Raw genomic sequence first — 25,004 nt, forward strand, 5'->3', positions numbered from 1 at the left:
CTCTCTCAGCTTCTCGTCTGTACTATTCCGTCCAGCACCCAGGCACCATCCGCATTGACTAAATTTCCATCGGGCGTGTGCGTATTTCGATACAAACGTCCCCTCATTCCATCAGATTTTTCCTGAAAATAGTAACAATGAAACACTCCATCGCTTCCCGGCAGCCAGTTCCAGCCAGTCAGCATACGCCCCTGTGTTCCATCTATTTCCTTCCAGAGATAATATGTGTTTCCATCCACATCCGTATACCAGCCGTTCACCATCCTGCCATCTGCATCAAATCGGAACCAGTCAAACGTACTCTGCCCCTTTGCCGGATCGGCATATGGATTGTGGACAGCCGCCCATTCAGAAGCATAGCTTCTACCGCCCGCTTCAAACTGCCAGCTTCCATCTGCATTCTTCCGCCAGTTTCCAGCTACTACATATTCCGGTATGACTGCCGCATCCGCATTCTGCCCGGGGCCTGCCTGTCCTTCTGTCAGATTTCCAATACCCGCTCCTGTCAAATCACTGAACCCCGATGCCGGTCCGGTTGCATTCGCTGCACTGCTTCCTGCCGCTGCCCCCTTTCCAGAAGAAGAGCCTCCACCCAAGCCGCCGCCCGAATGAGAACCTCCGCCCGAATGGGAACCTCCGCTGTATGTCTGATCGACCGCCTCATACTGAATTGTGACTGCCGCCCGGTCCGTGAAGCCACCATCCTCGGTTTTCACGGTCACATATGCCGTATGGCTGCCTGATTTTAAGTATTGACGGTCAAGCTCCTGTATCCAGGAAGCCGTCGTATTGACCGTCACGGTTCCATCCGATGATACATACAGCGAATCATCACTTGCCTGATATGTCACTTTCTGGTTAAACGCCTGCGCCGGAAATACCGACGCTGCCAGCTTTTTCGCACCGGTTCCCGTCCATGCCTCCACCGGACGATAACCCGCCCCCGTCCGTGTGCGTTTGATCTCGTATTGCAGCGTTTTCGGTATAAGTCTGATGCCTTCCACACAAATCTTCGATTCGTCCACTGTCCGGAAATCCACCTGTACTCTGCACGATGCCGTCTGCCGGTTTCCAAGCATATCATCGCCGATCACTGTCACCTTCGTCGTGCGGCTGCCGGAAGCTGTCTGTATTTCATATGGTGTATTCACATGTCTGCCCTGATCTGCCGCGATCAGATCCCGGATCCATTTTGCATCCTTTTTCGCCTGCACACCGGCAGACTTGTCCTCGCCGTCCACCGAAATCAGTGCTGCGTCACCGACAGTCCACGATATATCTTTCCGGTCAAAATAATCGGGTGTAAAAGACGCACTCAAGACCTGCGGTGCCGTAACCCGGATCATTTCATCTGGATGTTTCCGATTTCCGTTTAATGTCCGCACCACCTCAAATTTCAACTGATCCTGATTTAGTGCCGCACCTTCATTGGCTACATAGGTCTGATCCTTGATCTGGAACGTAACCTCAATCCGCGCATTTCCCCGGCACGGCTTCCCATCAAAGCTCGCCGCCGGTTTCGTCTCTGCCGTCAGCACCGCTACGCCGCCGTTCTGATACCCTGCTCCGTATATGTCGCTTCCGATCGCATACTGGTATCCGCGGTCTGCCTGCTCTTTTTCCAGCTTCCGTACTATATCAGTGATAAACGAACTATTTAAATTTACCTGAACCGACGCGCTCTTTTTCGTATAACCATTTTCCTCATCGTCATTTGGAAGTAACGTAATCAAATCTGAATCATCGATACTCCAGCGCACCGATGCATCCGCCACATCATTATTCCGATCCACAATCGCCTGCACCGTCACCGGCTGCACCTGTGTTCCCGCCTGCAGATTTCCATGGATGTACGTCGCAATTAATTTTCCATTTCCATCCATCACGCGTGTGACTTTCGTCGGATGTTTCCGGTTTCCGGTCCGCTCCTGCACCACCTGGAATTTCGTCACGCCCGGCGTCAGCCCGACCGAAACTGCCACCTTTTTATAAACCGCCGACACCTGCGTATTTTCCTCCGGCATCGTAAAACAATACTCGCCGCCGTTTACATAAGTAGTATCTTTCCGGCTCTTCCCACGCGTATACGTCGGAACTCCCTCCATCTGAAAGCGTGCTTTTTCCGCCTGCTTTGCCGAGGTGCTGACCGTCACCGTCTTTCCCGGTGCCACCGCACCGCGGTGTTTTTTATCGAGTGTCCGGTAATACGCGCCATTTCCCCGCGCTTCCAGCACTGCCACATCGTAATAATTCGTTCCATTGGAGACGGTATCGACCTGCGGAATCGTAATCAGATAACCACGGACCGGGCGTCCCGCATCATTTGGTGCAAAATGGTCAAGATCATACCCGACCGACTCCGCATCCATCTCCCCGCCCAGCTCTTCATCCACAATCGAGAGAATCCCCTGTTCCAGTTCTTCATAAAAATATCGCTCGTCCACATCCCGCGTGACACCGCCGGATACCAGCGTGAAGAAATTGTCCTTCGCGTGGGAATATCCGATGTGCGCCGCGTATGTATACTGGTTATCATCTGAAATGCCGCTTCCACAGACATTGTTTGCGATTTTCGCTTCCGTATCCGCAAACAGGTACGCGATGTCATCCCCATATTTAAAATAATTAGCTGGTGCGCGGTATCCGATGAAGGTTCCTCTGTGTCCGGCAACCCCGGTTCCCGACTGACCGATCATTCCCTCAAACCGCCCCACTTTCAAGTCTCCGCTGATTCGTTCTCCAACGAGTCCTCCGACATTCTGGCTGCCAGAACCGCCGATCGTGCCATTTACATAGGTATTGTAGAGAGCCGCCCCATTCTGAAGCCCCACAATTCCGCCGACAGTCGCATCCGTTCCCTGAATCCGCGAGGTACTGTTATCCCCGGTGCGGACCTGGCAGTCAATGATACGAGAATCATCCGCCGCTTCCCCGGCGATTCCGCCCGCAAGCGCCTGCGCTCCGGCTGCACGTCCCGTCGTTCGGACGGTTACCTGTGCCATTCCGTTTTCCACCGTGCTGCCTTCCATGTGCCCGATCATTCCACCGACCGCTCCGGTTCCTTCCACATCGCCTTTTACCTGACAATTAAAAATCTTGGAATTCTTCGCATTTCCTGCCAAAATTCCCACCTGACGCACTCCCTTGACCGGCTTTCCTGGTTCCAGAGTCAGATTTCGGATCTCCGCCCCATCCAGCGCACCAAAAAATCCAACATTCGGCGAACTGCCTCCTGCAAACCGGAAATTTGAAATCTTATAACCGTTTCCATCCAGATTTGCCATAAACGGGTGCGTCACCTCCCCTGAAAATTCCGAATCATCCCGGTAATAACCGATCGGATTCCAGTCCATTCCTCCCAGATCGATGTTCGCCGTCAGCTCAAACCATGCGCCCCGGTAATCCCCTACGATCTCTTCTTCCACCTCGCCGTGATCCGGCTGCATGCCAAATGCCGCCAAAAAGCTAAGTCCCATCAGCTGATGTTTCGTGCGTACCTGATACGGTTTTTGTTTCGTTCCAAGTCCATGTGTTCCATCCAGAAAGCTCAAATCCGCCACATCCCAGTTTTCCCAGAGATTTCCGAGGCTGGCGCTGACGATAACGCGCGGCATGATTAATTGTGAATGAGTTGCCTCTATGACTTTGGAAGAACGTAATTCTGAGGGAGTTGCCCTCACATCCGCATTCATAAGCTCACTGGACGATGCAGCCAGTTTCTGCCATTCTTTCTGACTTTTTATGGCATCGTCTGTATCATCCAACTTTTCCTTTCTTTCCGAAACAATCCCCAAATCCCAATCCTCAAACACAAACCCGCTCGCCGCAAACGCCGGCAGCGTCGCCGACAAAAGCATCGTCGTCATCACCGCAAATGGAATCACTTTTTTCATCTTCTTTTTCCCCATACACGTTCCCCTCTTTCCCCAAACATTAGATTGATTTCCCCTTGTCCAATCTTTTCTCCTAATCAAACTGCCAAACAGCTTCACTCCCGCTTTCCAAGCTCAACAAGTATTCTTTTTTACATCTGTGACAGTGCAAATGCCGGACGTACTCCATATGTCTCACTGTCCGTCCTCACCGGACGCAGACAGCCATTTACCAGATCAACGCCATAAATCTGCTGATTATAAATGAATTTCCCGTTTTCATCCTGCAAATAAAAAGGCGTCCGCAGATAATATCCCTGTGAATAGGCACTGACCTGACTTTGTGGGTTATCATCCCCGGAATCAAACCGCCATAGATATTCCCGGTACGCAAGTGCCTCTTCCAATGACAGGCAGAAAAGCTGGTCGTTCATAAGCTGAAAACCAATATCATGACGCGCCAGTTCCCGCCCGGACGTTTGCGAAAATGCACCAGCCGCCGTGCTTCCCATGTACGCGGTCTGGATTCCCGTATGGATCGGTTCCAGACAGAAGCTGCTGTTCTGACTGTTTTTCTGCAGCCATGCGCGCACCTGCGAAGTTTTATAATTATTGTCTTTGCCAAACGAGAAAATCTTCATCTTTTTTCCCGGTGCCGTGTCCACATCCGCCCGGATCACGCGGTCACAGAGAAACAGCGCTGCTTTCCGGTGTTCATTCTGCCAGTCATGGTAATCGTCGTCGATACAGGTAAATGACAAAATCTCTCCGCCCACCTCGCGCAGTTGGACATCGCCCTCCTTCCAGATCACTTTTTCGGGCATTTCACTTTCACTCCAATCCACGCTTCCACAGCGGTCACAGATTTGATCCCCGTTTTCATCCAGGTGCCCCAGCGCCGGAAGGCGCTCTATCTTTTCTTTCTGACATCGTCCGCAGACATACACTGCCCGCCCATTCTTTAAGCAATCATTTTCCTCCCACTCCCATTGGCTCCACTGATGCGTACAAGTACGGTCATCCCATTTTCTCCGCACCCGGATGCGCGTGATGATATATTCCTTTCCATCCACCGAAAAGGAATCCTCTTCCACCTCAGAATAAACCGCGTCGTATTCCACCCCGATTGTTTTTGCCGATGGTGTAAAATCCTGACCAATCAGATAAAATTCATGCCACGCTGCATCCCCGATCGCAGATACCAGATTCCGGATCCTGGCATCATTTTCCGACTGATTTTGAACGGTCAGACCGGAATCGCTGCCCGATACCGCCGCATCCTCGCGCCCAAATATGGCACACTCTGCCTCCCATGCCCTCTGTTTCCATCGTTCCAGGCGTTTCCGAAGCGCTAGCATGGCGGCATCCTCCTCTGCTCCCATTTCTGGGACCTTGCCGCCTCTTTCATATTTGATATAAATTTTTTCAGTTCCTGTTCCATACAGTTCAAATATTTGCGGTGACTGTACCGCTGATTTCCAGATATGCCCGTCGCTCCCTATGATTTGCTCTGGGAAAGATACATTCAGGGAAGTTCCTTCCAAAACTTTGCCCGTTTGCGTATGAAATATAAGATGATTTGCATTCTCAGCATCTATAAATGAGACGCTGTAGCCGACTATGACAGCTGTTTCTGCCTGTTTCACTGCATTTTCAGCTGCCAGCGCCATTCTACCGGATGAAAATATCAATATCAGTGATATTCCCAAAATGGTACCATTCCGGCAGCGACGCCCTTTATGAGCCCCCATGTTTATTTTTAACAACTCAAACCTCCCCCCTCAAACCTTTTTCACATCTCTTTTCTTATCCTCTTTCGCAAGTTATATAAGTTCTAATTTATATCAAATTTCTATTCTCTATTTTCATTCTTCTAATTCAAAACACATCCTCACTCTGAGTTAAACAACGGTTCTTTCCGTCTATAAAAAGCTTTCATTTTGCATTGCATATATCATATAATATATTGCACATTTTTTATAACGATACAGTTATCCGATTCTCCCAAATTTTCCTAAATCATCGAATTCTGTGCGAAACGCACCTCACAAATTACCAGAATAAAAAGATAAATTAGAACGAAACCACCTGCGACCGCAGTTCATTTCGATAAGATATATTGAGTCTAACACATCTATTCTCTAAATGCAAGAACTCTTTTGGAATTTTCACAACGAAAAACGCCCGCCCCAGAAAATAAAATTCATATCCCAAATTTCATTTTCCAGAGCAGGCACTTTCCCACTAACTCATATATAAATTCCTATTTATTTTATCTCAGCCACATTCTCCCAAGGGTATCCCACATCAATGCCGATGCATCGAGAACGACGACATATCATACGCCTTCAGGTTCTCATGTACTTCTCTTGCATCTGCCTCGGCGATGAGTTTGTCTCTCGACTTCTTCGCCTCCAGCTCGGCTTTGTGCTTGCTCGGTCCGCCGACACAGCCGCCGACGCACGCCATACCCTCGATGAAGTCCTCCGGCAGACGTCCCACTTTCAGAAGAAGAAGGGCTTTCTTACACTCAGCCGCACCGTTGCAGCGCGCTACCTTGATATCGGTATTCTCACCAGACTCCTTCAGACATTCTAATACCGCCGCTGTTACGCCGCCGCCGTTGCCGAAGCGTTTTCCAAATACACTGGCTTCCTGCATACTGTTCTCTTCCGGCTCCAGATTTACGTCTTTCGCCCGCATCATCGCACGGATCTCTCCGTAAGTCATCGCATAGTCCGCATTGCCCTGGATATTCAGATCCAGCGTCTCGCTCTTCTTCGCGATACACGGTCCGATAAAGACAGTGACAACCTCCGGATCCTGCGCCTTCAGCATACGGGAGACCGCACACATCGGGGAAACCGTCGTGGACATATTGTCAAGCAGCTGTGGGAAATGCTGTTTGATCATGTTGACAAATGCCGGACAGCAGGAGGTCGTCATCTTCTTGCCCTCTTTGTAAGCTTCCGCCCACTCTTCTGCCTCGGCTGCCGCGGTCATATCGCCGCCCAGACCAACCTCGATCATATCTGCAAATCCAATCTTCTTTAAAGCTGTTTTCCAGCTTGCAAACGTGATGTCCGGTCCAAACTGGCCTTCGGTCGCCGGTGCCAGCATCGCTACGACCTTTTTGCCTGCGTTGATCAGGCGGATCACATCGACCATGAAGGTCTTGGAACCGATCGCACCGAACGGGCAGGAATGGATGCAGGCGCCACACTGGATACATTTTTTCTCATCGATCACACATACACCATACTCATCGTAGGTAATCGCATCCACTGGGCAGACCTTCTTACACGGGCGCTCCAGATGGGCAATCGCATTGTATGGGCATGCCTGGGAACACTTTCCGCACTCGCGGCATTTATCCGGGTCGATGTGCGCCTTGGTATTTCCCATGCTGATCGCTCCAAACGGACAGGAGTTCTGGCAGGCTTTACCCATACATTTACGGCAGTTATCGGTGACTGTGTAGGACGCAATCGGGCACTCCTCACAGGCTGCATTGATAACCTGTACGACGTTGTTTGTATTGCGGTCAGACGGACATTTACCTTCTGCCAGACGGATTCTCTGGCGGACAATCTCTCTCTCCTTGTATACACAGCAGCGGTACTGTGCCTGCGGACCAGGGCTGATTTTGTACGGAATATCGTCTCTTCCGTCCTCTAACTGATCATTCCAGGCAAGCTTTGCTACCTCATAAAGTATCTCATGTTTGATGCGCAGAATTGTCGCGTCATTCGTTACCATGTTTTATCCTCCTTATTAATAATACGTTACCGTAACTTTCTTTCCCATACCTTCGACTGCTTCTTTTAGCTGTTTGACCAGGTTCTGGCGGATTCCCAGATCAAACGCCAGCCCTGGATTCTGGTAGGCGCTGTTCGCCGCCGTTCCCACAAACATATGTAATTCCGTGCAGTCTTCTATCAAAATCTTCGCGATCATGGACGCACCATTTTTCTTGTCCAACTCGCTGAAAAACTCAGAACTTAAATCGCATTCGATCAGATAGCGTTTCAGAAGTTCGATCGCTTTCCGCAGCGTCAGGACTCCCTCCGTCACCAGATCGATGCCTTCCATAAAAGCGATCGGCGGAATATCCGGGTCGCTGTAATCCATTGATACCCGCAGCGGTCGTCCCAGCTCCCGCGACAGGATCGTCGCGCTGGTTCCGCCCGATACAATGTGCTTTGCCGACTCATCTTTCATAAAATCCGCCGTGATCGTCTCATCGTCGTTGCGGTCGAGCGGTGGTCCCGTCATCAGGTTGACCGGTTTCCGGTCAATGATCCGAGCTACCACAACCGTCGTATCATCGCCCGGTTTTCCCTCGTAAATCTGGCTGCATTCCGCACAGAGTGCCGCCGCCATACGTGCCGACGAAAGAGAGGTCAGGCATTGTTCCGAAACAAACTCTGCCACCGACTCCCACGGCCAGCCAAATTTATATTTGCCGCTCTTTCCGACTCCCGCGTGCGTCACGCCGTCGCTGACAAGTACCAGCGCATCACCCTTCTGAACCTGGAACCGGCACTCGCTGATCTCCTTGTCCTTGACGAGACGCTTGTATTTCTGCAGCTCCACCACATGACCACAGCGCAAAAAAATGCATCGCGGGTTATCATATTCAACTAAATATACCTCGCCGTTGTTGAAAATCTGGAGAATCGAGAACGTCGCATACGCCACCTGTCTCGTCTGACAGATCGGAAGCGTCTGCACAATCGTCTCCACACATTCCTCCAGCGTGGCTCCATTTAAAAACATCGTACCCAGAATCTTTGCCGTCAGCGTCGAAAGAATATTCGCCTTGACGCCGCTTCCCATGCCATCCGCCAGAATGATAACGTCCGAATCTTCCGTTTTCAGGCACTCTACCGTATCGCCGCACAGGATCTCTGAATACTTATTCAGACTTTTAAACGTGACATCTACGGTTACTCCCATTTATCGGACCTCACTTTCGCTCTCATCGTCAATCAGGGAACAAAGCTTCATCAGGGTTGTCTTCGTCTCCGCCGTCGTCTCACCCAGGAGTCCGGCAATATTCTGTGCAACCATCATCTGTTTGTAAATGACATTCTGTGCCAGATCAATGGTCGCCTTTTTCTTGGCATATTCCTGTTTTGCCTGTTTTTCCTCGCGCGTCACATCAATGATCGTGGCAATGACAAAATTGCCGTCATCGATATACGCAATGTTTTGAAGCGTCACAAGATTCCGATCCGGATAGATCACCTTCCGGCTGTGGACGCTTGTGTGCGTCCGGAATACTTCGCGTACATCCTCGGCGTTGATAAAGTCCTCCAGCGGTTTTCCCTTGATCGCCTCCGGTTTGACGCCGAAATACATTTCTGCCGCCACCGAACACTCTCGGATCCGCATATCATCGTCGATGATCATGATCAGGTTCGGGGATGTATCCATCACCAGATGGGACAGCGACTGCGCCCGGTCATGCAGGTACGGAATACACATATCGACCTCCGCCTTTTTCTGGAAAACAGCGATCGCCTTCTCCCGGCAGGTCGGATAACCGCACGCACCACAGTTTAATTCCTGCTCTGGTGTCGTCTTGCCCGTCTTTTTCAAGATCTCCCGGATCTCTTCCTCGGTCGGAATCCGCTCCTTCTGAGAACGGTCCGCAAACGTCCGGTGAATCTCTACCTGACGCGCCGCCTCATGCATCAGGGACAAATCTGCCGGTTCCTTCGGAAGCATCGCTTCCAGATCCAGCTTAACTTTAAAACTCGACACCGAGGTCGCCGTGGACGGTCCATTGACACAGCCTCCATGACAGGCGTTCATCTCGATGAAACAGCCAGCCACCTCGCCGGTTTTCATCGCCTCACAGACATCCAGACAGTCCTTCACGCCGCTGACGTAGAACTTGCGGTACTTGTCCGGTTTCTTCTGGGTCGCCGTCACCGCCGTGAGCAGTCCGCCGCTGACCGGATAACGCAGGTTCGCGCCCGGTTCACGATCCTCGAACGGTTCTTCCTCACATGCTTCGATCTCGATCTGTTCCTCTGACAGCCACTGTTTTAAATCCTCAAATGTGAGGACTGCATCCGGCTTCACAACCCTGTTTTTCTCTTTTTCCGCGATACACGGTCCGATCACAACTACCTTCGCCGTCTCGCCGAACTCCGCGTGCAGCATGCGCGTATGGATCCCCGACGGAATCAGCACCGGTGCCAGATATTTGATGAGTTCCGGATAATGAATCTCAATCAGGTTCACGATACTCGGACAGGCAGTTGTGATGATATTTTTCATCTCGCCCTGCTCTAATAAACGGACATACTCTTCCGTCGCCAGCGCGGCGCCCTCCGCCGCATCACAAACATTCGTAAATCCCAGCTTTTTTAATGCTGACTTGACCTGCCCCCGCTTTTTATACGGCAGAACCCCCATATAGGAAGACGACAGCGATGCAATGACCGGTGCGCCGCTCTCAATCAGCTTTTTGACCTTGGAAAGTTCGCTCGGAACACGTTTTGCCGACTGCGGGCAGTTCAAAAGGCACTGCCCACAGAGAATACAGCGATTTGGCATGATATATGCATGACCATCCCGGATCATGATTGATTTCACTTCGCAGCCCCGCACACATTTATAACAATGCTTACACATCGTCGCCTTAAAATCAATAATCGGCATAGACTCTCCCTCTCTTTTTGCCGTTATATGTAAACGATTACGCGTTCAGGCGTCCCAGAATCTCCTTCTGGAAAAATTCTTCGGTTGTCTCCGGTTTTACGGAATACAGTTCTCCGTCTATCGTCACACAGACACCTTTACGGCAGTTGCCGCTGCAGAAATCTCCATTTAAATCTACCTCACTGTCCAGATGATTCTCTGAAACCAGCTTCTGCAGCTTCTGGATTACCTCACGGGATCCTTTCAGATGACAGGCACTTCCGATACAAATCGATACTCTCATATAATGACCTCCTCACTATCCGTTATAAAACAGACGCAGCCTTTCACCGGAGATTCCCGGTCAAAAAACTGCCTGTTCACATGCATCTTCCAGGGGAATTTACTAAAAATGCATCTTTCCCCATTCTTCTTCATTATCTCATATTGTGATATTATTATCAATCAAATTTCTTGCTGATTTTGTATTTTTTTTAGACCATAAGTGCCTGATTCCAAAACCTTTTCACTTTCTTTTCATCAGCTTATGACTCTCCCGGTGTTTTTTAGGAAAATAATCTTTTTATCGGCCACCTTGCACTGCTTTTCTATAATATTTCCATCTCCTCCATGTACGCCCGCAGCCTCTCCACATTCCCGTCCGCAAAACAGTAACCATCCATGCCGCAGCCCTTCGCGCTATCGATGTTATCCTGACGGTCATCGATGAAAAAGCATTCTTCCGCTTTGAGATGAAATTTTTCAAACAATCTCTCATAGATCGCCGGATTCGGCTTCGCCAGCTTCTCCTCCGCTGAGACAAGCGTGCCATCAAAATATTCAATGCCCGGAATCTCATACTCGAACACACGCAGGCGCACGGAACAATTCGAGCAGAGGTAGATGCCGCAGCCCTTTTCTTTCAGTTCCTTCACCAGCTCTCCCATCCCCGGCTTTGCCCAGATGTTGTACTCATGCCAGTGTTCCAGACTTTCCTTCGCCAGCCAGCGCAGATGTTCATTTGGCAGGCGTTTCTGCACCCGCTCCAGCGCCTGTGCATCCGTCAGCGTTCCCTCGTCTAAAAGCGACCACTCCTTCGAATCAAACAATTCGCGGTGCATCCACTCCACATCCTCCGGATTATCTGTGTACTCCCAGCACACCTTGACCGGATCATACTCCAGTAAAACCATTCCCATATCAAATACTATATTTCGAATCATACTTCTGCCTTTCTCTCATCCCGCAAATCTGCCGCCATTCCTGCGGCAGATGGAATTTTCAGTCCAAAAAATTCTCACCTGCAAGCAATCATAATCATTTATATTTTAACATAAATTTCTCATTTTTTTATTTCCATTTTCATAAATTAATGGTACAATAATAGAAAATTTTTCAGGAGGTACCGCTTATGAAAATGATTATCGCAATCATTGGCAGTGAGGACGCCGATGATTTAGTATATGAATTAAACCAGCACTCCTTCTTTGTCACCAAGCTTTCCACGATGGGCGGCTTTCTGAAAAAGAAAAGTACAACCCTGATGCTCGGTGTCGAAGATGAACGCGTCGAGGACGCCATCTCCATCATCAAAAAAATGTCCGGTGCCCGCGAGCAGCTTGTATACACGCCGCCGACCATGGCCGGAAACTGCTGCCCGACCGTTAATATGACCGTTCCGATGAACATGAAAGTCGGCGGAGCAACCGTATTTGTAATAAATGTAGAAGAATTTCAGAAATTCTAATTTTTTGATTTATATTACAAATTCGAATTACAAAAGGGGCTTTCGCTTGCGCGTCTGCCCCTTTTTGATTCCTTGTATAGAAAAAGAAAAACTCCCGGAGAAATCATCTCTGGGAGTTCCACGCTGCACTCAGGTTCTGCAGCTAATCATGCAGAAGAAGGGACTTGAACCCTCATGATGTTGCCATCACACGGACCTGAACCGTGCGCGTCTGCCAATTCCGCCACTTCTGCGTAATTTCTAGTGCGGGCAACAGGACTTGAACCTGCACACTCTCGTACCAGAACCTAAATCTGGCGCGTCTGCCAATTCCGCCATGCCCGCTTGCTTGTCTTTCTGACTCACAAGTGAGTTTATTATAACATAGGGTAGTTCAAAATGGAAGAGTTTTTTTTATTTTTTTGAATTTTTTCGAAAGTTCTTTTTTAAAAAATGTGCGGCAAATTCATCGATACTGAAAGTCCGTGTGATCTTTCGTGTGATCCTTGTACCGAAAAGTTTGTACCTATAACGGAATATTTTGTTCCGCTTGAAATCTTAAAAACACAAAAAAGCCTTGAAAACAAAGGAAAAACCAGTGTTTTCAAGGCTTTCTCTATCATGGAGACAACGGGATTCGAACCCGCGACCTTTGCGTTGCGAACGCAACGCTCTCCCAGCTGAGCTATGTCCCCGTCCAAACTGTTATCATTATAGCACAACTGGAATGAATTGCAAGTAGAGAATAAAAAAAACGGAAACCCTTGTAAATCAAAGGCTTCCGTTCTTTTCTAGCAGAGCTGCTGACGGGAATCGGACCCGTGACCTCCGCACTACCAATGCGACGCACTACCGACTGTGCTACAGCAGCATCTTTTTGTTTTTGGCTCATCTCTAAGCCTCGATTAGTTTATCATGATACAATCGTTTTGTCAACGGTTTTTTTGAATTTTTTTTATTTTTTTAAATTTCCCGTTTTTTTCATCGGATGCCTCCGTTTTCATTCGCAGACATCCGATTCTCATTTCCTATCTTTTCATATTTTTATATGATTCCAACGGGGAGGGGAGTAGCGGAATCGGTTGCCCGATACCTTTCACTTACCCTACATCATTCTCTGACGCACAATCTCATATGCCAGCACACCAGCTGCCACCGATGCGTTCAGGGAGTCGATATCTCCCTTCATCGGGATCGATGCGATGAAATCACATTTTTCCCGCACCAGACGGCTGACACCTTCGCCCTCATTGCCAATCACCAGACCGATCGGTCCTTTTAAGTCGAGGCGGTACATGCTCTCTCCGCCCATATCGGCGCAAACAAACCAGAGTCCTCTCTCTTTCAGCTCCTCGATCGTGGCTGAAATATTGGTTACCTTCGCCACCGGCGTATAATTCAGCGCTCCCGCCGAGGTCTTCGCAACCGTCGATGTCAGTCCCACTGCGCGGCGTTTCGGGATGATCACGCCATGTGCGCCTGCCAGATTGGCAGTACGGATGATCGCACCCAGATTATGCGGATCCTCAATGCCATCCAGAATAAAGAGAAACGGCGGCTCGCCTTTCTCTTCTGCCAGCTTTAGCATATCTTCCACCTCTGCATAGCGGTATGCCGCTGCCTGTGCAATCACGCCCTGATGCTTGCCGGTCTCAGAAAGCTGGTCGAGTCTCTCCTTCGCCACATAGTGGATGATCGTATTCTGCTTTTTTGCCTCTCTCGTGATCGTCTTGACCGGTCCATCCTGGCAGCCATCCAGCACAAACAGCTTATCCACCGTCTTGCCCGAACGGAATGCCTCTAAAACGGCATTTCTGCCTTCGATCATCGTCTCTTCAAATCTATTTTCCTGCTTATTTTCCTGTTCCATCTATCTTCCTCATCATGATTTATAACGATATTAATTCTCCCATCTGTTCCAGCCCTTTTCCCAGAAGTTCTGCCATCCTGTCAAACTGCTCGGTCAGATAGAGATAGCCCATCAGCGCCTCAAATCCGGTCGCCATCCGGTAATCCTTCATCGTCGCGTGCTTCGGCATCGTAAAAGATTTCGCATTGCGTCCGCGTCGGTATGCCGCCTTCTCCGCATCCGTCAGCTCTTCCTCCAGAAGCAGATAAAAATGTGCCTGTGCGTCCGCCTTGACCAGGTTCGCCGTCTTCTTGTGCATCTTGTTGACCTGCATATTGCCGCGGTTCATGACAAGGGTGCGGATCGCCAGCTCATAGACCGCATCGCCGATATACGCCAGCGCCAGCGGGGAATACTCCCCCGCCTCAACATGTTTTAAATGCAGCGCTTCCTTAAACGCATTTAAGCCCGTTTCCATTTGACGCCCTCTCTCGTATCTTCCAGAATAATTCCCATATCGAGAAGCTGTCCACGGATCTCATCCGCCAGTGCGAAATTCTTGTCTTTTCTCGCCTGCTGGCGTTTTGCGATCAAGTCTTCTACTTCGCTGTCCAGAATCTCTTCCTTCTTCTCCGTGATAATACCGAGCACATCGCAGAGTTTATCCATCGTCTCTTTAACATAGGAAACGTATGCCTTCGTCGATGCTTCCGAAATCGTGGAGTTGCTCAGTCGTACAATCTCAAAAATAGCTGAAATCGCATCTGCGGTGTTGAAATCATCGTCCATCGCCGTCTCGAACTTCTGAACCAACTCCTCGACTGCTGCCTGATTCTGCTTCTCCTCTGCCGTCATCTCGCCCTCTTTCGCTGCTTTCAGGCAGTCTGCCTGATGCTCTGCCGCAGTGCGGATGCGCTCTAAGCTGTTTTTCGAAGCTTCCATCAAATCCGCGCTGAAATTGAGCGGGCTGCGGTACTGGGCGCTCAGCATGAAGAGACGCAGAACCTGCAAATCGTATTTCTCACTGATCTCACGCACAGTAAAGAAGTTTCCAAGAGATTTGGACATCTTGCGGTTATCAATATTTAAGAATGCGTTGTGCATCCAGTAGTTGGCAAAGGTCTTGCCATTCGCGCACTCGCTCTGCGCGATCTCATTTTCATGGTGCGGGAAGATCAGATCCTCTCCGCCTGCATGGATATCGATGGACTCGCCAAGGTATTTCTTGGACATCTCGGAGCACTCGATATGCCAGCCTGGACGGCCCTGGCACCACGGAGACTCCCAGAACGGCTCTCCTTCTTTTTTCGGTTTCCAGAGAACGAAATCGGTCGGATCTTCCTTGCCTTCCTCGCCGGTTACCTTGATCTCACGGAAGCCGGACTGCAGATCGTCCAGATTTTTATGGGACAGTTTTCCGTACTCTTTAAAGGATTTGGTGCGGAAATAAACCGTGCCGTCAGCTGCCACATACGCATGTCCTTTTTCGATCAACGTATTGATCATCTCGATCATACCGCCGATCTCCTGAGTCGCCTGCGGATTCTTCGTCGCCGGTTTGACGTTCATCATCTCCATATCTTTTTTGCACTCTGCGATATAGCGCTTGGAGATCGTCTCCGCATCCACGCCCTCCTCGATGGCTTTCCTGATGATCTTGTCATCCACATCAGTAAAGTTAGATACATAGTTTACTTCGTATCCTTTGTACTCAAAATACCGGCGGACCGTATCAAATACGATCATCGGTCTTGCATTTCCAATATGAATAAAATTGTAAACGGTCGGTCCGCACACATACATCTTAACCTTGCCCGGTTCGATCGGCACAAACTCCTCTTTTCTGCGGGACAATGTGTTGAAAATTTTCATAACCTCATTACTCCTCTTCTATTTTAAATCTGCTTCCGGTGCTGCCTGACAGCCGCCACAGCCGCCGCATCCACCGCAAGCCGCTGCCTGCGTCATCATTTCACTATCATAACAGTAATTCTCCACTTCCGTCAACAGGGTAATCGCCTGTGAGGAAATGCCCTCGCCGCTGCCTGTAAAACCAAGCCCTTCCTCGGTCGTCGCCTTGACACTCACACGGCTGACCGGAAGCCCCAGCGCATCTGCAATATTTTCTGCCATCTGTGGGCGGTATGCAGCCAGCTTCGGGCGCTGCGCAATGATCGTGGCATCGATATTTTCAATCACATAGCCGCGTTCCTGCAGAAGTTTCCCTACCTTTTTCAGAAGCTCGATGCTCGACGCACCCTCATATTCCGGATCCGTGTCCGGAAAATGCTGTCCGATGTCGCCCAGTGCCGCCGCCCCTAAGAGCGCATCCATCACCGCATGCACCAGCACATCCGCATCCGAATGTCCTAACAGCCCCTTCTCATACGGGATCGTCACGCCGCCTAAAATCAGTTCCCGATCCGGAACAAGTTTATGCACATCATATCCCTGTCCTATTCTCATCGTATTCCAGTTCCTTTCTTGGTCATTTTGTAACTGTCCGGACTGCCCGCAGTTACTTTATTTGATAAATTATTTTATACTTTTGAAAAATATACACTTATCCAACAATTTTTAATTTACGCTCAATACAGCGGACTTCCAGATTGCTCTGGTACTGACAGCTCTCGCCGTCCACGTGAACTGCCATCGGGCGTTCCGTGTAGATCTGGACCTCCCGGCAGCTGAAGCACCGAAGCCCCCGGTTGTGGGAGCGCCGGAACAACGCCCGTAGCAGGGTTCCAAGCACCTGCCGCTTCGAGGCATGGCTGACAATGCAGACCTCCAGGTTGCCGTCGCTGCTGTCCGCCTTCGGCGCAAACCAGAATCCGCCGCCCTCGCAGGGTTGAATCTGTGCACTGATAAAATAAATATAATTAAATTCCACCCGGCGCGTTCCATCGAGCAAAATATACCCCCGGATCGGTTTCGCCTTCAAATACTGTATAAATCCCAGTATCCGGTACGACAATCGCCGCAGATGAATCCGGTTGCAGATATTTTTGATCGCCGAACGCTGCATATGCTGGCACACTTCCGCATCCAGCCCGATCCCCGCGCTGACGATAAAACGCCGATGTCGGAGCACATCATCGCCGTATGCAATCACACCATAATCGATCTGCCGGATCCGCCGCGCCTTAAAAATCCGGCGCAGTCCGCGCATCGGTCTTCTCGAAAGCCGGAGCCCGCGCGCCAGATCACTGCCTGTCCCCACCGGAATATAGCCCAGCGTCACCATGTCGCAGGAAACGATTCCGTCCACGACCTCATTCATCGTCCCGTCACCGCCCACGACCACAATCACCCGTGCCTCCTTGCAGTGGGACGTCAGCTTCTTTGCATACTCTGTCGCCTGCCCCGCATATTCTGTCAAATATGCCTGATACTCAACCCCGTCCCGCACAAGCCGCTGCTCTATTTTCTTCCATATCTTATAGCCGCGGCCACTCTGTGAAGCGGGATTAATAATGAAATAATACATTACTCCATCCTCATATTTTGCCATAACGTCCCCTGCTTTCCGAAAATACAGAAACTCCCCTGCCGGGGCGTTATATTTTATCTTTTACCCTGCCAGAATACCTGTCACAGGATACAGCGCCATTACAATTTTGCATGAGATAAGTATACCATACTTCCTTTTAAATGATAAGAAAATTTCTATAAATTATTTTCTCAAAAGTGTTGACAATCTTGAAAATTTATATTATACTTGCAAAGCAGTCGTGATTTGTGCGAGTGTCAGCGGGATCTTAGCTCAGCTGGGAGAGCATCTGCCTTACAAGCAGAGGGTCACAGGTTCGAGCCCTGTAGGTCCCACTTTTTAAAATTTAATATGGCGAGATAGCTCAGTTGGCTAGAGCACGCGGTTCATACCCGCGGTGTCGAGGGTTCGAATCCCCCTCTCGCTATTGATGAAGCAGCTTGCAGTTGAGCAAGCTGTTTTTATTTTGCCTAAATTCACTCTAAAACTAACTTCCTATGTGAAAGGCGATAGCGCATATACCCTCACGGTTGACACATATATACAGCCGCATAAAATATATAAATCCAAAGTCCCTGTCCATCCATAAAATTTTTGTTTAACAAATTTCACATTCCATAACCTTTTTCTTAATATTTATAACAATCCCTATTTAGCCTTGAAGTTGGCGGGTGAGTGTGCTATAATCAGACGAACTTGGAGAGATGTTAAAATAATGTTAATTTATTTATGATAAAAAGAAAATCGAGGTTGATTGATATGAAACATTTTCTGAAGGAACTCCTGAAGAAATACGGGCATATATGGATTCTGGGATACGGATTTATCTATCTTCCGTGGTTTATGCATCTGGAAAAAACCGTGACCTCCAATTACCATATCATGCACTCATCGCTGGATGATATGATTCCGTTTAATGAATACTTCGTCATCCCATATTTACTGTGGTTCGCCTATGTGACCGCTGCGATTGCATACCTGTTCTTCAAGAACAAGGAAGAATATTACCGGTTATGTGCATTTTTATTTACCGGTATGACGCTGTCACTCTTAATCTGCACCCTGTTCCCGAATGGAACTGACCTGCGGACCGCCGTAAACCCGGACAAGAACCTCTGTTCCCGTCTGGTCTATATGCTCCACCAGGCTGACACGAACACGAATGTATTTCCAAGCATCCACGTGTACAATTCCATCGGAACCCACATCGCGGTCATGAAGAGTGAGTCTCTGAAAAAGCACAAAGTAATCCGGATTCTTTCCGGTATCCTGATGGTCGCTATCTGCATGGCAACTGTCTCGCTGAAACAGCACTCGGTTCTGGACGTCGCAGGCGCGATTCTTTTAAGCGCAGCTATCTATCCGTTAGTATATGCGGGAAGCACGCAGGAAGAGACAGAGAACGAACCAGAATATATTCGCTAAAGGATTTCTCAAGACAAGTAAACATAAGCTGGCGCCAAAGTATGACAGGTGCCAGCTTTTTATCTGCGATAAATCCCCCCTGCCGCAGCCATTACGAAAACTAGGTCTCTAACATTCATCACGTGGTAATCCCTTATCGAATCATATCTAATGATTGACATAGAATCAGAAAATCCGACCATCTGGAAACACTCGACTTTCCAGACGATCGGATCTTTTAATTTCACTTTTATGATAGATTTGATTTCGTTTTCTAATCCATATTATTTCAATTTTTATAATGAATTTCTAGTTAAACCCATAAAACTTCTGCGAAATCTTATAGCAGGCGATCGACACCTTCCGTCCGCCTTTTCCCGGCAGGTTTACGCCCTGTCCGAGGAAGCCCCAGCGCAGGCGCATATACAGCGTGAAATTCTGCTGTTTCAGATACTGCCACAGTTCTTTTTTCTTCTTCAGATTCTCCTCTGTCTCCGAGCGAATCGCCAGAATTGAAGTAACTGTCATCATGATCTCCAGATAGCGGACCATGTAGTGGCGCAGCTTTGGATTCTTGATCTTGGTCACATCGTAATATCCCAGCATCAGCTTCGTGACGAGTATCTGCTGATCAATACGGCTGATCATGACTTTTTCATTGACCGACTGATCGTCGCGTCCGATGAAATAGCGGTAGAAATTCACATCCAGGTAGTACATGGATTTTACGTGTGGAAGCGGCTGATATACAAAAATATTATCCACGTAGAACGTATGCTTTGGCAGTTCCAAGCCGCAGTTCCGAAGCATTTCCACACGGTAAATGACCGAATGCATCAGGATATACTGTCCCAGACGGAAGCCTCTTGCACCGTTCCAGTCGATGAGCTGGCGTTTTGGGAGCGCCATGTTGTAGTTCATAACTTTTTTGTGCTTCGCGCCCTGTTTTTCATAGACAAAATTCGTGATCAGCATATCCAGCGTCACATTATCATGGACGAATTTGCGCAGCGTGTCCAGGACCTCCATGTACGCTTCTTCGTTGACCCAGTCGTCGCTGTCCACGACCTTATAATAGACGCCCGTCGCATTGCGCAGTCCCGCATTGACGGCCTCGCCGTGACCACCGTTTTCCTGATGAATCGCCCGGCAAATCCCCGGATAGTTTCTCTCATACTCATCGGCAATCTCCGCCGTATTATCTTTTGTGGAACCGTCATCCACGATCAGGATCTCCACCTCATCGCCGCCCGGCAGCAGGGATTCGATGCAGTTACGCATATATGCCGCCGAATTGTAGCACGGAATCGCTACCGACAACAGTTTCATTGGTTTATTTTCTCTCAAAACTCCAGTTCCTCCATCTCTTTTTTGACCCGATCCTCACAGGAGCGCATGGCGAGAATCGTCTGTTCCATCAGTTTGTCTAATTCCCAGCCAAGCTGATCAGCCCCGCGGCGGATCACATCTCTGGAACATCCAGCCGCAAATTTCTTGTCCTTAAATTTCTTCTTAAGACTTGAAAGCTCCATGTCCTTGGTGCTCTTGGACGGGCGCATCTTCGCCGCCGCCCAGATAAGCCCTGTCAGCTCATCGGCTGCAAACAACACCTTTTCCATCTCATGTTCCGGAGCCACATCCACCCGTATGCCGTAGCCGTGGCTGACAACCGCATGGACTAAATCTTCCTCTGCGCCTCCGTCGCGCAGAAGCTCCGGTGCCCGCTCGCAGTGTTCTTCCGGATAAAGTTCAAAATCAATGTCATGCAGCAGTCCTGCCATGCCCCAGAATGCTTTTTCGTCCCCGTATCCCAGCTGCTCGGCATACCACTCCATGACGCCTTCCACGGTCAATCCATGTAAAATATGAAATGGTTCTTTATTATACTTGCGAAGGAGCGCAAGCCCCTGTTCTCTGCTCAGTGATGTCTGTTTCATCCTCCGTGCCTCTCTTTCTCTTTCCACGTTTCCGTGTCCAGATCCTTGTTTGAGTCCTGATTGGAAATATTTTTCTGTGCAAAAAATACATTCTTTTCAAGATTCTCAGTAATTCACACTATCTATAGTTATAACAAAATTAACCAGCAAAATAAAGCAGATTTTTGTAAACGTATTGTGAACAAGTCGTTGCTGTTCACGCATACGTGCCCAGTAATAACAACTCAAACTCCCCACGTCTTCCACATTGACTGAAATTCTCTTTCAAAATAAGTTACGCATCGTCTTAAACACCACCCATAATCAATCTTCTCCACTGTTTCTGCCGCATAGATCGGATAAGCAGCCACCTGCTCGTCATTAATATAATAGGATGCCTGCCCGACCTCCTGTCCTTCATGAACCGGTGCTTCCAGCTCGGTCGGGTACTCATAACGGATGTCTGGCTTCTCGTCCGCGCGCAGAAGCATCAGAAACGTCTGTTTTTCCGATGGCAGATTCAGTGTGAGCGCCGTCGTTCCTTTCACGCCCCGCCTCACCTCCACCTCCGGAAATGTTTTCTCCCGGTCAAATATATCATACCAGTTATATGTATCAAATGCATACTGATCGAGTTTCCGCATATCCGCCCATTTGTACGTCTTGTGCGGCGGCCACCCGCAGCCGAGAAGCGCCACCGTAAATGCTTTTCCTTCTTTTTTTAACGCCGCTACATAACAGTACCCGGCTTTCCCGGTAAATCCTGTCTTGCCCGACAGCACCTCCGCGCACTGGCTTAAAAGCGCGTTGTGGTTTGCCAGGTAAAATGAACGGTTTCCCGACTCATCCTGAATCGTCCGTGATGCCGTACGGGTAATTTCCAGAAATGTTTCGCGGCACGGCGACTGGAACGCGCAGTAGCGCATGATCCGCGCCATATCCGCCGCCGAAGCGCTGTGTTCGTTTCCATCCGCATCCGCAACGTCCAGACCGTTCGGTGTCACGAAACAAACATTCTTACATCCTATCTCCCGCGCTTTCCGGTTCATTTTCTCCGCAAATTCTTCCACGCTTCCCCCGATGTGCTCCGCCACCGCCACGGCGCTGTCGTTGTGGGATTCCAGCATCAGGGAATAGAGTAGATCCGATAGGCGGTACCGCTCCCCCGCCCGCATATTGAGCTGGACATCCGGCATGGAGGCCGCTTTCTCTGATACCCCGACCCAGTCATCGGGATTTCCCTGTTCCAGTGCGAGAATGCAGGTCAGAATCTTCGTCGTGCTTGCCATCGGATAAGCGGTATCCGCATCTTTCTCCGCCAGAATACGCCCACTGTCCGCATCCATGAGAACCCAGGCGCGGGCGTGAAGGGTCTGTTGTAGAGAAGTCTCTTTCTCTCCCAGAATCTCTTTATTTTCTATGTTTTCACGAACAAAAACCGCCCCGCCGGCCGGAACCAACTGAATCATCGCCAGTATACTTCCTGCCAGCAGAACGGCTATCCATTTTCTGATTCTATCTCCCATCCGGCTGCTCCGGAATCCCTTTTCAGGAGATTATATGAGAATAAACCTGTTTTCTATGACTTTTTCTTTTTATTTTTCCAGCGGCTCATTCAGCTTCTCCGTCCCCGGCAGCGCAAACCGTCCGCCCGCGATGATCTTTACACTCGTTCCATCTGGATGAATCGCCTCGATCGTATCCAGCTCGGAGTACGGGATTGTAATGTCTGTATGGCAGCCAAAATATGCCTCCTGCGGGTTTTCTTTGCGTTTTGCTGAAATCTCATTCTCACGCGCCACCATCTCGCGTCCATCCGGGTTGAAGACCGGGCAGTCCTCCATCCAGCTGTAGCAGGTATCGCCTACCGCAAAGTGCGGTCCCATCTTCTCGGCAATCAGAATCGGGAATTTGTCGAGAATGCCGTAGCGCAGCGCTACCTCATACGCAGTTGTGTTGGTGCCAATCGCAAACTCGCCCATCGGCAGCGTCTCATGGTTTTTGAGGATCATCTGTTTCACTAACGCCTTATTTTCCTCTTCCGTCTCAAAGTTTTTGCAGGTATAGGAGACAGCGATACCATTTTCAAACCGGATTTCCAGATCTTTGAACTGAAATTCCCCAATATAGACGCTGCCGACATGCAGAAGCCCGTTTGTCCCAGCAAGCTGCGGGGAGGTAAAGACTTCTCCAACCGGAATATTTACATCCGCCACACAGTTTTCGAAATTCGACTGTTTCGTCGGCTCAGCAAGCGTGTGAAGCTGTACGGTCAGATCGGTACGGTTGCCGCCGCGTCCGCTGATGTGGACTTGCGATGCCTGATCCAGTTCGTTGATCATGATCTGCTGGATGTCGCGGTACAGCTCATAGTCCAGCGTATTGATGCGGATCGTCTCCTTAAAAATCGCCTCAAACTCCGCTCCGATCTCCGGAAGCGGGAATGCAATGATTGTGAAGCTCGTCTCCGTTCCCGGAATATACGCGTCCACAATCTGCATCGCCTCATTGCTGTAGGATAACAGCAGTTTCTCCTGTTTTTCACTTAAAGAAAAGGCTGCTGCTGCATTGACCGGCTCAAATCCGGCCTCGCCGAAGGTTTCCACCACTGCCGGACCGGCATATACCGACGCCAGATCCTTGTATGTCTCATATGCCACCTTCAAAATAGACAGTTTCCGCTCACGAAAGGCCTTGTCCAGGTAAACCGCATTGTCGTAGCGGTGATCATACTCGTACTGGCGGTTTGCCGGTGTGCCATAGTAACCGTTCGTGCGCGCCGCCATCCGGTTCACCGTGCCGATGGAGGCGCGGGCAATGATCGGCTCCAGACCGAGTTCGCGGAAATTTTCCACTGCCATCCGGATCATGCGCTCAAATCCGATGTGGTAACGGATCTGCACCGTTTTCTTGCCCTCATAGCTGCGTCCGGTCGCCGCAAATCCCTTGCGGTAGCCTTCTGTGTAGGTATCTGCCATCCGGCGTACCGTCTCCTCCGGCAGCTCATTCATAAAACGTGCCGTCGCAAGCTCTGTCTCCGAGATATATTCGCCAAACCGGTACAGATAACGCAGATCGTTTAAATCACTGTCCATGATGATCGATTTTCCAAAATCCAGCGACGGATCCAGCGTCTCACGCACCCGCCACGGAAGCATCCGGTCACAGTAATCGCTGACAAAATAATAAAGCGGCTCGCGAAGCTCCGCCAGCTCCGGCGTCCCGCCCTCAAACAGATTGTAAACCTCAATAAACAGTTCCTCCAACACCGTCACATCCACCAGACGGCTTTCATAGGCGTAAACGATCGCGCTGCGGATCTCCGTATAGAGAAATGACAGCCACGGACCATAGTTCTCTCCCAGCTCTTTTGCCGCATAGTCCGGGTTCGCAAAGCTCTTCCCATACGCCCCTGGAAGTATATCCGCATAAAGTGTCCGGTTAAATTCTGCCGCCTCTTCCTGGCTCATCGCCGCCAGCGTCCCATCCATCTGTTTCTGGAAGGTTTCTTCTATCAGCTCGATAAACTGGACGGTGCGCTCAAAAAATGCCCGGTATGGCTCGCCAACCGTCGCTTCTTCTTTCATATGGCCGATGCGCTCCATCGCGAGCTCATGGCGCTCCGCAACCGCCTCATTTTCTTCTTTCAAAAGTTCCCAATATTTCATGTTCAGATATTTCCCTCCTTCTGCCATCGCCAAATTTCACTTTCAAACCACGCCCGCCGCAAAGGCTCTTACTGGCGTTCCATTGGTCCGGCATTCCAGGCAAGCCACGCATAAAAACCATTCATTCTTAGCCCCGGATGCCAATCAAAATCGTCACAATCCACCAGATGACCAGAAGCCCCGACAAAATCGTACCAATTTTCGCGAATATATAATTTTTTTCTTCTTCTTTAAAAGATTTCCATCCGTACATCAGCGACGCCACGGAAAATAATATGCTCGAAAAGCACATCGACAGCGCGCCGACCGGCGTATTGCCCTGGCTGCGGACACTGAATGCCATCCCTGCCACGCACAGCAGCAGACCGACTCCCGCCAGTCCCAGACAGAGATAGCCGTGTTCTGCCATCGGCTTTTGGGTATAA

The 25,004-nt window shown here is 49.6% G+C and carries 19 protein-coding genes and 6 tRNA genes; 4 read left to right on the forward strand and 21 right to left on the reverse strand.

Translation table 11 applies throughout. From position 1 onward, the window contains the following. Positions 1 to 5: 5 nt before the first annotated feature. The 7 genes from DW739_RS07630 to DW739_RS07660 form a co-directional block, all read right to left on the reverse strand. A complete protein-coding gene (locus DW739_RS07630) occupies positions 6 to 3,908 on the reverse strand; it encodes a peptidase A26 (RefSeq protein WP_118742872.1) in 3,903 nt (1,300 codons plus the stop codon). Positions 3,909 to 4,024: 116 nt separating this feature from the next. After that, a complete protein-coding gene (locus tag DW739_RS07635; RefSeq protein WP_147353102.1) occupies positions 4,025 to 5,254 on the reverse strand; it encodes a DUF6273 domain-containing protein in 1,230 nt (409 codons plus the stop codon). A 925-nt stretch (positions 5,255 to 6,179) separates the two neighbouring features. Beyond that, on the reverse strand, positions 6,180 to 7,631 hold the full coding sequence (locus DW739_RS07640) for a 4Fe-4S dicluster domain-containing protein (RefSeq protein ID WP_107000472.1): 1,452 nt from the start codon (positions 7,629 to 7,631) through the stop codon (positions 6,180 to 6,182). Between the two features lie 15 nt (positions 7,632 to 7,646). Then, positions 7,647 to 8,831: a SpoIIE family protein phosphatase gene (locus tag DW739_RS07645; protein WP_107000473.1), complete on the reverse strand. Its 1,185-nt coding sequence runs from the start codon at positions 8,829 to 8,831 to the stop codon at positions 7,647 to 7,649. Beyond that, positions 8,832 to 10,547: a [Fe-Fe] hydrogenase large subunit C-terminal domain-containing protein gene (locus DW739_RS07650; RefSeq protein WP_107000474.1), complete on the reverse strand. Its 1,716-nt coding sequence runs from the start codon at positions 10,545 to 10,547 to the stop codon at positions 8,832 to 8,834. It lies immediately after the preceding gene. Between the two features lie 37 nt (positions 10,548 to 10,584). Further along, positions 10,585 to 10,830 (reverse strand): NAD(P)H-dependent oxidoreductase subunit E, encoded by a 246-nt coding sequence (locus tag DW739_RS07655; protein ID WP_107000475.1) that lies wholly within the window; start codon positions 10,828 to 10,830, stop codon positions 10,585 to 10,587. Positions 10,831 to 11,134: 304 nt separating this feature from the next. Then, a complete protein-coding gene (locus tag DW739_RS07660; RefSeq protein WP_107000476.1) occupies positions 11,135 to 11,749 on the reverse strand; it encodes an HAD family phosphatase in 615 nt (204 codons plus the stop codon). Positions 11,750 to 11,937: 188 nt separating this feature from the next. Here DW739_RS07660 and DW739_RS07665 point away from each other — a divergent pair, with 188 nt between their 5' ends. Continuing rightward, positions 11,938 to 12,273, forward strand: coding sequence for a cyclic-di-AMP receptor (locus tag DW739_RS07665; RefSeq protein ID WP_022358984.1), 336 nt, complete (start codon positions 11,938 to 11,940; stop codon positions 12,271 to 12,273). 149 nt (positions 12,274 to 12,422) lie between these two features. Here DW739_RS07665 and DW739_RS07670 read toward each other — a convergent pair. The 9 genes from DW739_RS07670 to DW739_RS07710 form a co-directional block, all read right to left on the reverse strand. After that, positions 12,423 to 12,506: transfer RNA gene (locus DW739_RS07670), tRNA-Leu, on the reverse strand. Between the two features lie 11 nt (positions 12,507 to 12,517). Then, positions 12,518 to 12,597: transfer RNA gene (locus DW739_RS07675), tRNA-Leu, on the reverse strand. Positions 12,598 to 12,874: 277 nt separating this feature from the next. Next, a tRNA-Ala gene (locus tag DW739_RS07680) sits at positions 12,875 to 12,947 on the reverse strand. Positions 12,948 to 13,050: 103 nt separating this feature from the next. Continuing rightward, positions 13,051 to 13,123: transfer RNA gene (locus DW739_RS07685), tRNA-Thr, on the reverse strand. A 234-nt stretch (positions 13,124 to 13,357) separates the two neighbouring features. Continuing rightward, the gene (rlmB, locus tag DW739_RS07690; RefSeq protein WP_022358985.1) at positions 13,358 to 14,122 is read right to left on the reverse strand and encodes a 23S rRNA (guanosine(2251)-2'-O)-methyltransferase RlmB; all 765 of its coding nucleotides are present in this window, start codon (positions 14,120 to 14,122) and stop codon (positions 13,358 to 13,360) included. Between the two features lie 19 nt (positions 14,123 to 14,141). Then, positions 14,142 to 14,579, reverse strand: coding sequence for a ribonuclease III domain-containing protein (locus DW739_RS07695; protein WP_107000477.1), 438 nt, complete (start codon positions 14,577 to 14,579; stop codon positions 14,142 to 14,144). Continuing rightward, a complete protein-coding gene (cysS, locus tag DW739_RS07700) occupies positions 14,564 to 15,973 on the reverse strand; it encodes a cysteine--tRNA ligase (RefSeq protein WP_107000478.1) in 1,410 nt (469 codons plus the stop codon). The genes DW739_RS07695 and cysS overlap by 16 nt, the downstream gene beginning before the upstream one ends. An 18-nt stretch (positions 15,974 to 15,991) precedes the next feature. Further along, the gene (gene ispF, locus DW739_RS07705) at positions 15,992 to 16,567 is read right to left on the reverse strand and encodes a 2-C-methyl-D-erythritol 2,4-cyclodiphosphate synthase (RefSeq protein ID WP_107000479.1); all 576 of its coding nucleotides are present in this window, start codon (positions 16,565 to 16,567) and stop codon (positions 15,992 to 15,994) included. Positions 16,568 to 16,664: 97 nt separating this feature from the next. Next, entirely contained in the window at positions 16,665 to 17,612 is a 948-nt protein-coding gene (locus tag DW739_RS07710) for a YegS/Rv2252/BmrU family lipid kinase (protein ID WP_243023750.1), read from the reverse strand. A 241-nt stretch (positions 17,613 to 17,853) separates the two neighbouring features. On the opposite strand from DW739_RS07710, the gene DW739_RS07715 reads away from it, so the two are divergent. From DW739_RS07715 to DW739_RS07725, 3 genes are all read left to right on the forward strand, one after another. Beyond that, positions 17,854 to 17,926: transfer RNA gene (locus DW739_RS07715), tRNA-Val, on the forward strand. An 18-nt stretch (positions 17,927 to 17,944) separates the two neighbouring features. Beyond that, positions 17,945 to 18,018: transfer RNA gene (locus tag DW739_RS07720), tRNA-Met, on the forward strand. A 332-nt stretch (positions 18,019 to 18,350) separates the two neighbouring features. Then, positions 18,351 to 19,016 carry a phosphatase PAP2 family protein gene (locus tag DW739_RS07725; protein WP_107000973.1) on the forward strand — a complete coding sequence of 222 codons (666 nt, stop codon included), beginning with the start codon at positions 18,351 to 18,353 and terminating at the stop codon, positions 19,014 to 19,016. A 288-nt stretch (positions 19,017 to 19,304) separates the two neighbouring features. Here the strand turns inward: DW739_RS07725 and DW739_RS07730 are convergent, their stop codons facing one another. From DW739_RS07730 to DW739_RS07750, 5 genes are all read right to left on the reverse strand, one after another. After that, positions 19,305 to 20,324, reverse strand: a complete 1,020-nt coding sequence (locus DW739_RS07730) for a glycosyltransferase family 2 protein (protein ID WP_107000480.1) — start codon at positions 20,322 to 20,324, stop codon at positions 19,305 to 19,307. Between the two features lie 14 nt (positions 20,325 to 20,338). Further along, a complete protein-coding gene (locus DW739_RS07735; RefSeq protein WP_118491577.1) occupies positions 20,339 to 20,932 on the reverse strand; it encodes a hydrolase in 594 nt (197 codons plus the stop codon). Positions 20,933 to 21,156: 224 nt separating this feature from the next. Continuing rightward, complete coding sequence (locus DW739_RS07740) at positions 21,157 to 22,437, reverse strand: D-alanyl-D-alanine carboxypeptidase family protein (RefSeq protein ID WP_118538146.1); 1,281 nt, start codon at positions 22,435 to 22,437, stop codon at positions 21,157 to 21,159. Positions 22,438 to 22,506: 69 nt separating this feature from the next. Continuing rightward, on the reverse strand, positions 22,507 to 24,579 hold the full coding sequence (locus tag DW739_RS07745) for an aminopeptidase (protein ID WP_118538148.1): 2,073 nt from the start codon (positions 24,577 to 24,579) through the stop codon (positions 22,507 to 22,509). A 127-nt stretch (positions 24,580 to 24,706) separates the two neighbouring features. Further along, the coding region (locus DW739_RS07750; RefSeq protein WP_118742934.1) for a calcium:proton exchanger at positions 24,707 to 25,004 on the reverse strand (298 nt) is incomplete at its 5' end.

The organism is Clostridium sp. AM28-20LB (assembly GCF_003480665.1).
Taxonomy (GTDB): domain Bacteria; phylum Bacillota; class Clostridia; order Lachnospirales; family Lachnospiraceae; genus Otoolea; species Otoolea fessa.

Coding starts and splice junctions, on each gene's coding strand:
- DW739_RS07650 (WP_107000474.1), bottom strand. CDS start 10,547: ATGCCGATTATTGATTTTAAGGCGACGATGTGTAAGCATTGTTATAAA.
- DW739_RS07710 (WP_243023750.1), bottom strand. CDS start 17,612: ATGGCAAAATATGAGGATGGAGTAATGTATTATTTCATTATTAATCCC.
- DW739_RS07640 (WP_107000472.1), bottom strand. CDS start 7,631: ATGGTAACGAATGACGCGACAATTCTGCGCATCAAACATGAGATACTT.
- DW739_RS07665 (WP_022358984.1), top strand. CDS start 11,938: ATGAAAATGATTATCGCAATCATTGGCAGTGAGGACGCCGATGATTTA.
- DW739_RS07655 (WP_107000475.1), bottom strand. CDS start 10,830: ATGAGAGTATCGATTTGTATCGGAAGTGCCTGTCATCTGAAAGGATCC.
- DW739_RS07695 (WP_107000477.1), bottom strand. CDS start 14,579: ATGGAAACGGGCTTAAATGCGTTTAAGGAAGCGCTGCATTTAAAACAT.
- cysS (WP_107000478.1), bottom strand. CDS start 15,973: ATGAAAATTTTCAACACATTGTCCCGCAGAAAAGAGGAGTTTGTGCCG.
- DW739_RS07635 (WP_147353102.1), bottom strand. CDS start 5,254: ATGGGAGCAGAGGAGGATGCCGCCATGCTAGCGCTTCGGAAACGCCTG.
- DW739_RS07745 (WP_118538148.1), bottom strand. CDS start 24,579: ATGAAATATTGGGAACTTTTGAAAGAAGAAAATGAGGCGGTTGCGGAG.
- DW739_RS07630 (WP_118742872.1), bottom strand. CDS start 3,908: ATGGGGAAAAAGAAGATGAAAAAAGTGATTCCATTTGCGGTGATGACG.
- rlmB (WP_022358985.1), bottom strand. CDS start 14,122: ATGGAACAGGAAAATAAGCAGGAAAATAGATTTGAAGAGACGATGATC.
- DW739_RS07645 (WP_107000473.1), bottom strand. CDS start 8,831: ATGGGAGTAACCGTAGATGTCACGTTTAAAAGTCTGAATAAGTATTCA.
- DW739_RS07735 (WP_118491577.1), bottom strand. CDS start 20,932: ATGAAACAGACATCACTGAGCAGAGAACAGGGGCTTGCGCTCCTTCGC.
- DW739_RS07740 (WP_118538146.1), bottom strand. CDS start 22,437: ATGGGAGATAGAATCAGAAAATGGATAGCCGTTCTGCTGGCAGGAAGT.
- ispF (WP_107000479.1), bottom strand. CDS start 16,567: ATGAGAATAGGACAGGGATATGATGTGCATAAACTTGTTCCGGATCGG.
- DW739_RS07725 (WP_107000973.1), top strand. CDS start 18,351: ATGAAACATTTTCTGAAGGAACTCCTGAAGAAATACGGGCATATATGG.
- DW739_RS07660 (WP_107000476.1), bottom strand. CDS start 11,749: ATGATTCGAAATATAGTATTTGATATGGGAATGGTTTTACTGGAGTAT.
- DW739_RS07730 (WP_107000480.1), bottom strand. CDS start 20,324: ATGAAACTGTTGTCGGTAGCGATTCCGTGCTACAATTCGGCGGCATAT.